Below are 14,868 nucleotides of genomic sequence, written 5' to 3'. Positions count from 1 at the left end.
CAAGAAAAGGAACACGCCATGAGCGAATTAACACTAGCAACCGCCAACCTTTCGCAAGCTTGCGTAGAAGAATTAAGTAAATACTTCGACACATCTACACTGCCAACAACAACTTCGGCCCCCAAATCGCTAACCATATTGGGGGTAAAATGCGACCTAGTATTTACCTCTGCCAATAGTGATGCATCACAAATAATTATTGCCGCCAGCCCGCAACCAAACAGCAACTGGAATTTAGGCGATTGCCTACCGAAATTACCGGGCACAGAAGAAGAAAGCAGCGCAGATCGCCTATTTCGTATGCGTCACCTTAGCTTTGAAAAGTCGTTATGGTTACTTGTGTGGGGTGAGAATATAGACCCCAAAATGGTGCGCAGCCAATTACTAGATTCTGAAGGTTTTAAAAATTGGGCTAACCTCCATGCAACCAAGGCGCCAACCACAAGCGCAAACAGCAACACAACCGATTACGCAGCATTTTTTGATAGCCTTGGGTTTAATGTAAATGACATTGCCTTATCAACGGGCGATAGCAAAACCAACATAACCACAAGTGGATTATTTATTTGGGGTGAGATACATCAAACTGATGCAAACCGCGCACTGGAACAATTGCCGTGGCTAAACGACATACAAACATTTTTGAGCACGAGCAACTTGCGTTTTGCTTGCGCAAAAATTCAATATAAGTCCAACTACCCACAGGTAAGCGTTCAATTACCACCTAGCGATACAAGCTTTGGCAACAATCAACTGCAATTTACTAACGCGGCTGTCACGCTTTTATCTACCCCCTATTTTACACCGTCGGATACCAGCATAAGTGTATCGGGCGATTTTGTTTTCGGCCAAAACATTATTATTCATACCGACCTAGTTTACCCAATTCATAGCGATTTAATTTGGGCAAAAGGGACCTATAAGGGCTCCGTGGAATCGCTATTAGGTGGCGAAGCAACACTAGGCCTGCCCAGCGATGGACCTGCGTTAGCAAACGAAGATACTATCGAGCTAGAACTAGAGTTTTCTAAATCGCGCAGAACCTTGACCAAAATAAGTTTTGCCGCCCAATTAAACGAAAACCAATGGACAGCCATACCTGCGCCTATTAACCTAACCCTAGAAGGCTTAGCTTTTTATATCACCATCCTCGAGCCGTTTTCCGCATCGCGCAATGTAAGCGCACAATTACTATGCGACGCGACGTTTGCCAGTGAGAGTAATACTCCTTATTCGCTAACGTGTGGCGGCACCTACCCAGAGGGGCAGCTATTCTTACGCGCTAAGCAGCCCCTACCCATTGGTTCACTTATTTCCAACTTAATTGGTAGCAGCAATGGGCTAGATGCATTTACTTTCGACGACCTGCGTATAGATTACAACTACCGGTCTAACATTTTTGGTTTAAACATAGATGTGAACGGCCCGTGGCAAATAGCAGACGGGTTTACCGCGCGCGATATTGCATTGCGTATAGACCGCAACAACGGTTTTAGCGGCGGTATAAATGCCACACTAACACTCGCCGAAAGCGAAGCCATTCTAGAAGCGCAAAAAGAAAATAGTGAAAGCAACTGGGTGTTTAGCGCGAATATTGCAGAGCTACACTTAGGTAAACTTATCTCGCAATTATTTACCGAACTCGCGCTGCCCGTAACGCTACCAGATATCATACTTGCAAACACTCAGCTTGCGCTCGAACCGGCAAAGGGCAATTATAGTTTTCAATCACAAACCGGTAGTAACTCGCAATGGAATCTCGATTTAGACGTTACCAAACTCACTATAAGCGCACTGACTTTATCGGCAGAGAAAACAGATGGAAATTTCAATGGTAAATTATTAGGAAGCGCATCGTTATTCGGTACAAACGTTGCCGTTAGTGTAGAGCTCACCAATGCCCTTACCCTCACAGTTAGCGCAACTAACGTTAATTTATCGCGCATTATTGATGAGCTACTACCCGAGATAGGCTTCCCTGCAGAAATTCCCAATGTGGTATTCGACACTGTATCAATGACAGTAACACCCGCAACCAAAGAATTTTCTCTAAACGCTTCCACCACGGAAGATTGGGAAATTCCACTGGGCGCAACAGGATTTTTAGTAGAAGACATTCAATTTACTGCGCAGCGCAAACAAGCTGCCAATAACACCTACAAAACAAGCGGCACAGTAGTAGGTAACGCATCACTTGGCCCAGTATCTTTCGATTTAAATTATAGCTACCCAGGTGAATTACACTTAGGCACAGAAATACCCAAGCTAAATTTATCACCCGTAATACAAGACATGTGCGGGCCAGATAGTTTAATGGAGATTAATTTACCACCTAGCGTAAGCAATTTAGCACTGGAAAACATTAAACTTACCGTATCGCCAAACAAAAAGTCTATGTCGCTTTCCAGCCAATCACCACTGGGGGATACCGAACTACTTATAACCCAAACGCGACAAAAAAAATGGGCCTTTATGGTGGCCTTTGCACCGCCCGCTCAATGGAAGTTTTCGAGTATAGATAATGCCCTCGCGGTTATGGATGATTTAACCTTCAGAGATACCGGCTTAATCATTAGTTCTGCGCAGGATGACCTCCCCCCAATAACCATAGTAACGGTGCCGCAAAGCCTTAAATTAGTAAAAGGCCTAAACTTTTTTGCAACACTCGATATGACAGGCCTAGGTGTAGATGATTTAATGTCGGTTAAATCACTTACCGTTAGCACTACAATCGGTACCAGTATCGATACTGTTCGCTTGGCCGCAGCAATGGAAGGCAGTTTTAAAATTGACGACAATGTTGCCCTTGGCGATATGGAATTCTTTTTGCGTCCCGCGCCTAGTAACTTTCAGCTTGGTATAAGCGGCTCGGTACTGGCCAAAATAGATCAAAGTGATTTACGTTTTATAGGCACTATGTCTATTCGCCCCACCGAACGCAGCGCCGCCTTTGCTGCCACCATGCTGGGCAACTGGGATCAACCTTTTGGTATAAAAGGCCTTGCCCTGCAAAATGTAGCCATTGAAGTTGGTGTAGGCATAGTGCCACCGCCGGCTGTTGCAGCACCGATTGTGGGCTTGGCGGGCAGTATTGCAATTGGCTCATTCACGGGCTCTGCCGCAATAAAATTTGATACAGCCACCCCCACAAAAAGCATGATAGCGGCATCGTTTAACCAAATATTTTTAAAGGATGTAGTACAAACATTTTGCGAAGACAAAGTTTACAACGCGATACCCGCCGCAATACGTAACTCAGTACTAAGCGCAGGCATGGAAGACGTAGCCGTTTATGCTGTACCGCAGTTAACAACCATTGGAGAACTTGTTTACGAAGCTGGATTTAAATTTGAAGGCAAAATTTCTGTCGCTAATTTTGATGCGCAATGTATGTTCCTATTAGATTACAAACAGGGTTTTGCAATTAAAGGCACGTGCGACCCAATTGTAATTGAAGATATTTTTAAAATTACCGGCGTAGAAACCTCGCCTGGGCCGCTACTCGACATAGATCTGCGTGTAGGCGGCAACCCACATATTCAAATTGAAGGGCTTATCGATTTATTGGGCATAAACGCTTTGGCGCTGGTATCGGTAAGCGATAGTGGTTTCCGCTTTGAAGTAGAAGGCCAAATTTTTGATCTGTTTAGTGCAAAAATAGCAGCAAGCGGCGGCAATATAAAAGAAGGTGGCGATTTCTATTTAATGGTAGAAATGCACAACGAACTCATCACCTACCTGCGCGAGCAGGCACTTAAGGGTATTCAAAACGCCGCCAACGATGCCACCGAATCGCTAAGCTCGGCGCAAAACGAAGTTGACAAAGCGCAGCGCGAAGTAAACAAACTCAACCAAGAAATTGACGAGCAACGGGCCAAAATAAAAAAAGAACGTGCTCGCGATGCGAGGAATGTAAAAAATGCAGAAGATGCAGTTAACAGCGCGCAAAAAGAAGTAAACCGCCTTCAAAGCCTCATAAACGCTACCCGAAAAACGATAGAGCAAGAGCGCGCGCGCGATACCAAACGTATAAAAGATGCTGAAAGCGCCGTAGCGAACGCGCAAAGTAAAGTCAATGCGCTGCAAACAGACATTAACAAAATGCGCAAAACCATCAATGCCGAACGCGTTAAAACAACACGCGACCTAAACAGTGCTAAAAAGACGCTCACCAATGCGCAAAACGAGGTGAGCAGCTTACAACGTAAAATAAACACCAATAACAAAAAAATATCGAGCCTAAAGAAAAATATTAGCGATAAAAAACGCTGGTACAACAAGTCTAAGTGGTACCAAAAGAGCTACCGCTGGGCTGAGTTTAGCGCGTACTCTGCTGCAAAGGGTGCAGAAATTACCGCACTCTATACCGCGATAGGCAGCTTAGAAACCGCTAAAGCAACAGCTAACGCCGCTCTCGAAATAGCCAAACAAAGCGTGCGCGGTATTCAGGCAGCTGCAGATACCTTCCCCGTAGATGCCGACCCAAGAATAGCAGCACTATTTACCGCTAAAGAAACCGCCAATATAGCTTTAGAAGCTGCCAAGCAAACATTAAAGGGGCTGCAAGCTACTATTAAACTGGTGCCTGTGGATTCCGATCCTCGCATTCTGGGCTTATTTACCGCTAAAGAAACCGCTAACGCCGCGTTGGAGGTAGCCAAGCAATCCCTAATAAGTTTACAAGCTGCAATTAAAGACTTCCCCATTGATGCAGACCCGCGTATAGCTGCGCTGTTTTCTGCCTTGGGTATGGCCACAGGTGGTTTGCAAAGTGCGAAGCTGATTTTAGAGGGTATTAAGCAAAGCGTGGGCGGGCTAGCCGAAGCCAGTAGCTTTATAGTGGAATATGGCTTAGGTGGCGTGTTAGATATAAAGCGTATTTATTTTGAAGGATCGCTCAACGTTGTAAAAGGTGGTAACGTAAGTATGGCTTTGCAGCTTGTACTGATGAAAAATAACCTTAACGTAGATTTAGCCTTTAGTTTCCACGACCCACTAAAATCGGCGGATGCATTGGTTAAAAAACTGCTAAAAGAAATTGGCTAGTACACTGCATGCGGCCCACAAGGGCCGCATGCAGTGCACTAGATGTTAATTAGTCCATTCACCTAAACCTACTTCCAACTAAACACCGCATCATAGGTTTTGCAGTCTTCCACACTGGCGGCAGCATTTTCTATATAAATTTGCTGCGCCGCCGACACAAGGTAAGTAAGGTACTGCGAGCACTCCGCACTTTGGCCATTACCTATTACCACCTTGGTACCCGCTTTTAATGTGCAGCTTGTTAGCTTATCGAGTGGCGACCACTGGTAGCATATTTCGTAGTCTTCTCGGTAACCCGCTGTTTTACCTTTTGGCTTTGAGGCAGCCCACCACTTGCCCTTTTCGCTACCAGGGTTGGTGCTGTTCCACGCGCGGTAAATAACGACGCTTTCGCCCTGCTTTAACTCGTACACTTGCCCTTGGCACAACTTACCTTTACTTGGCTCGCCCAGAGATTCAGCCAGCAGCGCTGCATCTTCAACCGCCATAAATTTACCTTTGTATTTAGCGGGCAATTCGGTAGAACCTATACAGCCATTGGCCAAAGGTTCTGCCGGCACCATCGTTTGCGTGTTATTTGCAGGGAAGTTAGCACAGGCACTAAGCGCTAGCAGCAAGGCAATTGGCAATATATTCTTCATTGGTTTCAATCCTTTAGGGTTAAATTTGGCGGCAAAGCCAAGAGCATACCCAGTAAAAATTCAAACACAACAGCCAACGTAAACAAGCAGGCATAATTAATAATTGCAGTGCCAAATAGGCAATAAAAAGACAAACTAAAAGATTTCTATTAGTATTAAGCGCAAACCAAATAGGGTAGTAGTTAAACAAATGGGCAACTGCACGTTAAAAAATAGCTTACTCACACTTATGTGCGCATTCGCATGTTGGGGGCAGCTAAGCTTTGCGCAAAAGCCCGACTTTAACTGGACCGTTGCCGACCTAATCCAACAGGCCCCGCGCCCCTTTGCCATTGGCCACAAAGGCTACGGTATAAACCTAGGTGAAGACGCAGCTCGCCCTATAGAAAACACCACCGCTGCGGTACGCAAAGCTTTTCGCAAGGGTGCCTACTTAGTGTAGATATCGACGTTGCCGTAACCGCAGATGGCGTTGCGGTGCTGTTAGCCCGCGATTTTTTACACGATTACACCTGCGTAAATTCACTTACCTTTACCCAATTAAAGCAGCGCCTGCACCATGTACCCACATTGAAGCAGGTGTTGCGAGTTGCCAAGCACTATGCAACCAGTAGCGAAGATATTAGCGGCTTACTAAATATTCAGCTTAACGCCCCCAGCCCGCTGTGCGACCCCTACGACATTGGCGATAGAGTGCTGGTGCACACCGCACTTGAAGCCATAGCCAAAACCGGTACAAGCGCACAGGTTATTATTGAGAGCAACTCCCCCACTATACTGGCTCAGGTAGCAACCCTTAACCGCACTATAGCGCGCAACCTATCGCTTACTGCCGCTCAATTGCTTGCCCCTCAACACCTTACCGATGCCACCGGCTTACCCTATGCAGCATTAGCCAAACAAGCCGGCTTTGGCTTGCAGTGGGCGGAAATAGGCCTATTTTTTCGCCAGCCTAGCTATGCCAATTTAGAGCAGTTTAGCTTTACCGCTTACCTTACCGATGCAAGCTTTATCACCCTAGATAAACCAGCCACCAACCAAATAGAGCAGCTTACCCCAGTTGGCACTCAGCTCTGGCTTGCCGAGCTGCAAAAAAACGGTATTCAGGTAATCACCTATACCGCCAACACCCGCACAGAATGGAACAGGCAGGCACACCTAGGTGCCGACGGGATACAATCTAACGACTTGCCTATGGCGATCAACCAGCAAAAGGGCGTGCAACATTGGTAAATATTGGTAGTAGGCTTCGCGCCTGCAGAAGGAAAAATCACTAAAGGCCAACCACCAGTAACACAACTAGCGATTAGCCCCTCGTAATTCCAGATTGAATTCACTTAGTACCGCAAGACCCGCGAATAGTAAGCTCTGCGGGCATTAAGAACGATTCCACCGATTCGCCAGCGATAAGTGCTAACAGGTTCTCCACTAGTAGCTCCCCTGCTTTACCGGTGTTTTGCCGCACAGTAGATAACGGTGGGTAGGTGTAGGCAGAAACAGGGATATCATCAAAGCCCATCACCGCTTTATCGGCGGGGATAAGCAGCCCCACCTCTTCTAGCGCTTTCATGGCGCCAATAGCAATTAAGTCACTCGCACCAAAAATTGCGTCGAAATCGGTTTTATCTGCCAGCAGTTTTAAACCCGCCTTGTAGCCCGAGTCTTCTGAGGTTTCGGCATCTAGCTGCAGCTCTGGGTCAAACTCTATACCGGCGTCGTTTAGTGCCTGTACATAACCTTCGAACCGCCGTTTAAATTCTGGGCTTCTATCCGATGTATCACCTATAAACGCAATGCGCTTATGGCCTATAGCCAGCAGGTGTTTCACGGCCTCGCGAGCGCCATTATAATTATCACAACCAATAGACACCCCAGGCTGCCCAGGCAGTACTGGCCCCCAGGTAATGTAGTGCGCCCCTTCTTCATCGAGGTGATTGAGCTTTTGCACATAGGTGGTGTAGTCGCCGTAGCCTAAAAAGATGATGCCATCGGCTCGATTGGCGTCTTCGTATTCGGCGCTCCAGTCGTCGCTATATTGCTGGAACGAGATAAGTACGTCATACCCGCGGTTAGCGCTAGCGCGCACAATACTGGCCACCATAGATAAGAAAAACGGGTTGATTAGCGAATCGCCTGTGCCGTGATCTTCACACAATAACAGGGCAATGGTATTGGTTTGCTGAGAGCGCAAATTGCGCGCGTTTTTATCTACCTTGTAATTCAGCTCTTTGGCAATGGCCTGCACCTTTTGGCGCGTTTCTAAGTTAACCAAGGGGCTATCGCGCAATGCGCGCGATACAGTAGATTGCGATACGCCTGCACGGTAGGCGATATCAAAGGATGTAGGTTTGCGACCTTTTGTAGTCATAGTTAATTACAGGTTATAAGTATTATTGTTAACGCACTAATCGGGAGCAATGCTTCACGACGGCACTCCTGCGCCAGATACCCAAAGTATAGTCACTTATGGCGATACTACCGAATAATTGGCGCCAGACAAAGTCTCTTACCCTGCCCATCGCGAGCTTTTTTAATAGCCTGAATATACCCCATACACCAACAAAAACCACACCTAAAGCATAAGGTCAACGCAATGAATACGTATTCACTGCAACAGTGTTAACAATTGGTTGATAAACTAAATATCAACTAGCACCGTAATTTTAACTACACACCATCTAAAAAGTAGAAAACCCCACCAGCTATCGCCAATGAGGTTTTAATAGGGCTAAAACGAATATTTACATATGAATTATCGCTAGCCTCAATAGTACAGAGCCCTAATTACCCAATAACTTAAACCGAATAGCCGCACCACCACTGGTTGCCAAAGGCAGCGTTAAGCTATCACTACTTGTAACCACTTTATTTTCAATAATTATATCGTACGGTTTTGTTTGCCAGTTGGCGTCGTTACCATCGCGGTAAATTTGTGCTTCGTATTTTTTGCCTGCATCTAAAAAGCTAAGGTCTACATGTACGTTACGTTTATTCTCATCGGTTAACGTACCTAAAAACCAATCGTCGCTATCTTTTGCTTTACGAGCAATAGTGACAAATTCACCTACCTCACCTGCTAGCGCAATACTTTCTTGCCAATCGGTGGTTACATCCAAAATAAATTGAAACGGCTTCAGGTTAGCTTCGTAATTACGCGGCAAGTCGGCGGCCATTTGAATAGGACTATAAAGCACCACGTATAAAGCAAGCTGTTTAGCCAATGTCGTGCGCGGGCGGTTTTCGCCTTCCAAACCGTTAAAGCTTAAATCGAAAATACCTGGGGTAAAATCCATCGGCCCAGAAAGCATACGGGTAAAAGGTAAAATAGTGGTGTGCTCAGGCGGATTGGGTGGCGAGCCCCAAGCGTTAAATTCTTGCCCGCGAGCGCCTTCACGCGCTATCCAGTTAGGGTAAGTACGACGCAAGCCTGTATCTTTAATGGGCTCGTGCGTATTAATACTAATTTTTCGTTTGGCTGCTTCGGTTACGCTGCGTAAATATTCGCGCGACATAAACTGACCATCGTGCCATTCGTAACGCACAATACCGTTTTCATCTACGCGCTTAATACGGCCACCATCGGCAACATAGCCTGTTTTAACCTGTGCAACATTGTGCTTTTGGTATAAGTCAAAGGCATCGGCCATTTGGTTTTTATAATTAGTTACACTGCCAGATGTTTCGTGGTGGCCAATAATACGCACACCTTTTTCTTTGCCGTAGGCAGCAAGTTCGGCAATATCAAAATCATCGTAAGGTTTAGTAAAACTAAATACGTCGCCATTCGAGTACCAATCGCCATCCCAACCGATGTTCCAGCCTTCTACCAATACACCGGCAAAGCCGTATTTAGCGGCAAAGTCCATATAGTATTTGGTGTTTGCTGTTGTGGCGCCATGCTTAGGGCCGTTGCCCCATGTATTTTCATTGATATGCATTCCCCACCAAATACCAACATATTTGGCCGGCTCTACCCATGATACATCGCCAAGTTTGTTGGGCTCGTTTAAATTAAGAATTAAATCGGAATTAAGTAACCCCACAGCGTTGCTGGCAATTTGAATAGTGCGCCAAGGGCTATTAAATGCACCTTCTTTTTTTACTAATACGCCGTCAGACCACGGCGCCAAATCTGCTTTTAGCATGCCCTCGCGGCGCTGATCTAAAGCCATGCCTGCGTAGTCCACCAATGCCGCTTCATGAATACTGACGTGTGTGCCCGAGGCCAGCTTGAATGTAAACGGCGTATGCACGCGATCTATTTCGTTAAGTGCGCTTGTGTTATACACATATTCATAGCGGTTCCAGCCGCGAGCAGGTATCCACCACGCAGTTACGTTGCCGCTGTTTTGAATATTAAATTCTGTGTATTCGTTAGTAATTTCAATTAGCCCTTTTAGACCTTTTTGTTTAGGCACTTCGTACCTAAAGCCCACGCCATCATCAAATACCCGAAAGCGAACGGTGAAGCGGCTGGGGTTATGACTGGCATGACTAAAATCTACTTGCAACTCGGTGTGGTTGTCGCGCACCAATTGGCGCTCGCCCCAAGGCTGCTCCCAGGTAGAATCGCTGGATGATTTATTACTCGCAGCAATAGTAAAACCTTCACCCAGTGCGTGGGCGTTTTTAAAGGCCATGCCCAATGCCGAGCGGCTAATAACTTCTTCGTTATTGAATATTACGGTGTAGCTAGGGTTAGACGCGTCATCGTCCACGTTTACTACAATTTGGCCGTTTGGCGAAGCCACAGAAACCGTTTTGGCCAACGCCGATCCGCCAAAGGAACTAAAGATAAAGCACGCGGCGAGCGCCGTGTATTTATAAAGCTGCATAGTATTAACCGTTTATTGTTTGTTTATAGTATTTACTGATGTTAGTAGTTTGATTATAGGGAGCCGCAGACAGCGCAACTAGCATACTGCATACGTATTCAAGGTAGTCGCGCCCTCGGCTAGGCCTTACATACGTATGTAAACAGTAAATATGCGTAGAACGTATTAAACTCGGGCTTAGCTGCTACGGCACAAGCTATCAACATTGGCTGGAGACTAACACGCCCAACCATATAAATAGCGCCAAGTACAATGAATGCCTACAATAAAAAATACACCGAGGGAACCCAGTATGCGAACGCAAAATGCCACCATTACTCGACTAGTTTTATTCCTTAGCTTAAGCCTCGCCATTAGCGCGTGTAATGGTAACGGCCCCAAGCAAAATACTATTAGCGAACAAACGCCACCTGCAGATCAAACACCCGCGCAACCAGACGATACGGCGGGCGCAGACACAGAAGGAACAGAAGACCCAAAAGAAACACCAGATACTGAAAATAATAGCCCCACCGTTCGTATTCACTACTTAAATAGCAATCAGGCCTACGATAACTGGGGCTTACATCTTTGGGGCGATGCAATTGCAAGCAGTACAGCCACAAATTGGACATCTCCTTTTGCACTAACACGCGCTGAAAACGATTACGGCCTTTACGAAGTGCCCCTTGCCGACCCAAACGGCACGTTTAATTTTATTATGCACTTTGGCGACTTTAAAAACCCCGCCTACGATTTTTCTATTATTCCAGCTCAATTCGGCACCGACGTATGGTTAGTGCAGGATACCCCTGCAGATGTGACAAACGGCGTAGCCATTCCATTCGACAACGAAGCCGACGCGCGCGCAGCCTACGAATCGCTAATGGCCAATATCGGCAACGCGTCAGCCGCGTTAGACTTAACGGATATTGAAATAAAAGATAGCGATACAGGCCTCGCTGCCGACTGGGTAGACACAGCCCACTTTGCCGAAATTTATATTCGCGGCTATCAAGATTCAGACGGCAACGGCATAGGTGATATTCAAGGCTTAATTTCGCGGTTAGATTATTTAGCCGAGTCTGGCATAAACGGCATTTGGTTAATGCCAGCCATGGAAAGCTCGGATAACGATCACGGCTATGCCACATCGGATTACCGCGCCATAGAAAGCGACTACGGCACCATGCAAGATTTTCAACAACTGCTTGATGAAGCCCATGCGCGTAACATTGCCATAGTAATGGATTATGTGATGAACCATTCGAGCAATGCCAACCCCTTGTTCCAAGATGCACTAAGCTCACCCACTAACAGCAAGCGCGATTGGTATATTATTCGCGACGATAAATTAGAAGGCTGGAACACATGGGGCAGCGACCCGTGGAAAAGCAACGCCAACGGCTATTACTATGCAGCGTTCTCTTCGCAAATGCCCGATTTTAATTTGCGCAACCCAGATGTAATTCGCTTTCACCAAAACAACCTGCGCTTTTGGTTAAACATGGGCGTGGATGGTTTTCGCTTCGATGCCGTTGGTGTATTAGTCGAAAATGGTAAAGATGCCTGGGAAGACCAAGACGATAACCACCCCGTTATTAACGCCATGAAAACAACCATAGAAGCCTATCAAAAGCGCTACATAGTGTGCGAGTCCCCCACCGGCTACGCAGCCTTTGCTCAGCAAAACTCCTGTGGCCGCGCATTTAATTTTTCTGCAGGGCACGGTATTTTACGCAGCGTAAAACAGGGCAAGCTAGATGCAGAATTTGTTGAGCAACTTAATGCCAGCAATATAGACGCTATGCCACTTATTTTGGCCAACCACGATGCCTTTGCTGGCATTCGCGTGTGGGATCAACTTAACGGTAACAAAACACACTATAAACTGGCTGCTGCCAGCTATTTATTGGCTTCGCGCAACCCATTTACTTACTATGGCGAGGAGATAGGCTTGGCAGGCGCTGCGAATTTATCCGGCGATTGGAGTATTCGCACCCCAATGAGCTGGAACAACGACCCACAAAATGCAGGTTTTAGCACGGCACAACCCTTTAGGGAGTTGTCTGCCAATGTTATGACCCAAAATGTAGAAGCACAATTAGGTAAAACCGATTCACTATTAGCCTATTACCGCAGCATCTACGATCTTCGCAATGCGCACCCAGTAATAGCGAACGGTAATTTAAATGTGCAGGGGCAAGCTAACGATAACGCACTGGTTTTGGTGCGCACCAGCGACGACGCACAAGCAGTTATTCTATTTAATTACAGTGCACAAGCGACAAGTAAAAGTGTTAGCGGGTTAACCGCCAGTGCAAATTACAGTGGCGCATTAGGAGCAAGTAATAACGTTAGTGCTAATGCAAGCGGTACAGCAACAGTAACCATACCTGCGCAAACTGCCGTGGTTTATATTCGCCAGTAATATTCCAATAATTTAAACAGCGTATTTAAACTGCGCATAAAAAGCCTAGGGTACCTAGGCTTTTCAGACTGATGACAAACCTAACGCAGAATATCCTGCGAGTAAATTCTTAGGGCGAAAGTTAAAAAATGTTCAACTCATGCTTCGCTATGGATTGCGATGTTATAACAACGCAGGAGAAGTTGTCAGGACGAATTGAGCAAGTTACAGGGGCATCGTTTTTGAGTTTTCACCCTAAGAACTTACGAATTCAGAAGAATTAAACTCTTCGCAAAAATAATAGAGGGGTTTATCAATTATCTGAGGCCTACATAGAATAATATAGGCCTTTGAGATTCTAAGCTAAGACTGTAGCATTTAGTTTAGGCCGTCTTGTGTCTTAGCTATCTGGTGTAACGCTTCAATACGTCTGCTTGTGTAGGATAATTCAACGCGCAAGCTTTAATAAATTTATTTATATCCGTCGTCTTGTACTTATGTGCCAGTTCATTACCTTTACGCAACTGGCTTTTATCAGGGTAAATTCCCTTACCTGCCAACAGACAATTCCAAGAAATATTTGGGAAATATGCATCGAGCTGCTGCTGTTCCAACTCCTGAGTGATATTTTTTCCCTGCATCCAAGAGCTTAGTATTGAGTATAGTGAAGCTGATATTTTATCATTCGAACCACAAGCTCTCCAATACTCGGTATCTGTACGTGACACAATCCTAAAATGAGCCGTAATATAGTCGCGCACTGCATCAAAACGATGGCTAATACGACTATTAAAATCTTTTCGACTCTGCTCTGTATGTTGGCCTTTATCATAGGCTTCTATAAATCGCACAACAGTTTCTTGCACCATATCAAGCGCGGTAGCCTCTAGCGGTTCGATAAACCCCTGAGATAGCCCGACTGCCAAGCAGTTTCTCACCCAATGCTCTTGTACTCGACCAACTTTAAATTTTAGGTGCCGAGCCTCCACATCTGAATCGAGCAAGTTCAAGGTAGTGCGCAACTCAGTTTCGGCTGCGTCTGCGTCACAAAAACTGGAGCTATACACATATCCGTTACCGGTACGATTTGTTAACGGAATATCCCAACGCCAACCATTTTTCATGGCTGTAGATGTAGTTTGACAATTGGGTTCATCAACTTGATCGGTTGGCAAAACCACCGCAGAATCGTTAAACAAACTTTGCACACAACTTATAAACGGAACTTTAAGCGCTTGCTGTATTATTTGCCCTTTAAAGCCACTTGAATCAACGAATAAATCTCCACCTATAGATTCCCCTTCATCAGTCAACAAATGACTCACATCACCATTCTCTTTTAGTACAACCTCGCATACTGTTGCCTTTTTGTACTTAACTCCTCTCGACGCAGCTACTTTAGCTAAATATTGGCCGAGTAAATTTGAATCAAAGTGATAACCATAGCTGGTTTCAAAGGGGAAATTTTCCGCTGGTAGTGGGGCTTTTTTTTGCTTTGCAAGCTCGACCCCCAAAAAGAAATGATCGGGCAAGCCATCTAAGTCAACGCCCTGACGAATTAGAAAACTGTTATGAAAGAAAGCTGGAATAGTATGATCATCCGTCTTTGAATAAAATGGATGAAAGTAACTTTCATACCCAGGCTTAATAGACCAATCATTAAAACGAATGCCAACTTTATAGGTTGCGTTACAAGCGGGCATCCACTCTTCTTCTTTGCAACCGATTAAATCGAGAAACACCTTAAGCGGAGGAGTTGAACCTTCACCAACTCCAATTATTCCAATATTTGGCGATTCGACTAATGTTATTTCGAATGCCTCTTGCTCCCAGTGTTTCGCCATTAGATTTGCGGCAATCCAACCTGCGGTACCACCGCCAAGAATAACGACACGCTTTTTAGTTTCGCTCATACTTCTATCTCGTTATTAGTTTTTACGCACCCCTAAATTGCAAA

Annotated in this window: 8 protein-coding genes; 4 read left to right on the top strand and 4 right to left on the bottom strand. The window is 45.6% G+C overall.

What is annotated here, in order from left to right; genetic code table 11:
• Window positions 1-18: 18 nt before the first annotated feature.
• On the top strand, window positions 19-5,046 hold the full coding sequence (locus SDE_RS03195; protein ID WP_011467080.1) for a chromosome segregation ATPase: 5,028 nt from the start codon (window positions 19-21) through the stop codon (window positions 5,044-5,046).
• Between the two features lie 68 nt (window positions 5,047-5,114).
• On the opposite strand, the gene SDE_RS03190 is transcribed toward SDE_RS03195, so the two are convergent.
• Window positions 5,115-5,687 carry a hypothetical protein gene (locus SDE_RS03190; RefSeq protein WP_011467079.1) on the bottom strand — a complete coding sequence of 191 codons (573 nt, stop codon included), beginning with the start codon at window positions 5,685-5,687 and terminating at the stop codon, window positions 5,115-5,117.
• A 190-nt stretch (window positions 5,688-5,877) separates the two neighbouring features.
• Between SDE_RS03190 and SDE_RS03185 the strand changes: the two genes are divergently transcribed.
• Both SDE_RS03185 and SDE_RS03180 read left to right on the top strand, forming a co-directional pair.
• Window positions 5,878-6,129, top strand: a complete 252-nt coding sequence (locus tag SDE_RS03185; RefSeq protein ID WP_011467078.1) for a hypothetical protein — start codon at window positions 5,878-5,880, stop codon at window positions 6,127-6,129.
• A 35-nt stretch (window positions 6,130-6,164) separates the two neighbouring features.
• A complete protein-coding gene (locus tag SDE_RS03180) occupies window positions 6,165-6,920 on the top strand; it encodes a glycerophosphodiester phosphodiesterase (RefSeq protein WP_011467077.1) in 756 nt (251 codons plus the stop codon).
• 100 nt (window positions 6,921-7,020) lie between these two features.
• On the opposite strand, the gene SDE_RS03175 is transcribed toward SDE_RS03180, so the two are convergent.
• Window positions 7,021-8,055 (bottom strand): LacI family DNA-binding transcriptional regulator, encoded by a 1,035-nt coding sequence (locus SDE_RS03175; RefSeq protein ID WP_011467076.1) that lies wholly within the window; start codon window positions 8,053-8,055, stop codon window positions 7,021-7,023.
• 412 nt (window positions 8,056-8,467) lie between these two features.
• Window positions 8,468-10,522 carry a glycoside hydrolase family 97 protein gene (locus SDE_RS03170; protein WP_011467075.1) on the bottom strand — a complete coding sequence of 685 codons (2,055 nt, stop codon included), beginning with the start codon at window positions 10,520-10,522 and terminating at the stop codon, window positions 8,468-8,470.
• A gap of 292 nt (window positions 10,523-10,814) precedes the next feature.
• Here SDE_RS03170 and SDE_RS03165 point away from each other — a divergent pair, with 292 nt between their 5' ends.
• On the top strand, window positions 10,815-12,932 hold the full coding sequence (locus SDE_RS03165) for an alpha-amylase family glycosyl hydrolase (protein ID WP_011467074.1): 2,118 nt from the start codon (window positions 10,815-10,817) through the stop codon (window positions 12,930-12,932).
• 383 nt (window positions 12,933-13,315) lie between these two features.
• Here the strand turns inward: SDE_RS03165 and SDE_RS03160 are convergent, their stop codons facing one another.
• The gene (locus tag SDE_RS03160; protein ID WP_011467073.1) at window positions 13,316-14,824 is read right to left on the bottom strand and encodes a tryptophan halogenase family protein; all 1,509 of its coding nucleotides are present in this window, start codon (window positions 14,822-14,824) and stop codon (window positions 13,316-13,318) included.
• Between the last annotated feature and the right edge of the window lie 44 nt (window positions 14,825-14,868).

It is taken from the genome of Saccharophagus degradans 2-40, assembly GCF_000013665.1.
In the GTDB taxonomy this organism is placed as follows: domain Bacteria; phylum Pseudomonadota; class Gammaproteobacteria; order Pseudomonadales; family Cellvibrionaceae; genus Saccharophagus; species Saccharophagus degradans.
Note: the sequence above shows the minus strand (reverse complement) of the source record. Positions and strands in the feature narration are given on the sequence as shown.

Excerpts from the sequence above, each read along its gene's own strand:
- SDE_RS03195 (WP_011467080.1), top strand. The coding sequence starts at position 19 with ATGAGCGAATTAACACTAGCAACCGCCAACCTTTCGCAAGCTTGCGTA.
- SDE_RS03190 (WP_011467079.1), bottom strand. The coding sequence starts at position 5,687 with ATGAAGAATATATTGCCAATTGCCTTGCTGCTAGCGCTTAGTGCCTGT.
- SDE_RS03185 (WP_011467078.1), top strand. The coding sequence starts at position 5,878 with ATGGGCAACTGCACGTTAAAAAATAGCTTACTCACACTTATGTGCGCA.
- SDE_RS03175 (WP_011467076.1), bottom strand. The coding sequence starts at position 8,055 with ATGACTACAAAAGGTCGCAAACCTACATCCTTTGATATCGCCTACCGT.
- SDE_RS03170 (WP_011467075.1), bottom strand. The coding sequence starts at position 10,522 with ATGCAGCTTTATAAATACACGGCGCTCGCCGCGTGCTTTATCTTTAGT.
- SDE_RS03165 (WP_011467074.1), top strand. The coding sequence starts at position 10,815 with ATGCGAACGCAAAATGCCACCATTACTCGACTAGTTTTATTCCTTAGC.
- SDE_RS03160 (WP_011467073.1), bottom strand. The coding sequence starts at position 14,824 with ATGAGCGAAACTAAAAAGCGTGTCGTTATTCTTGGCGGTGGTACCGCA.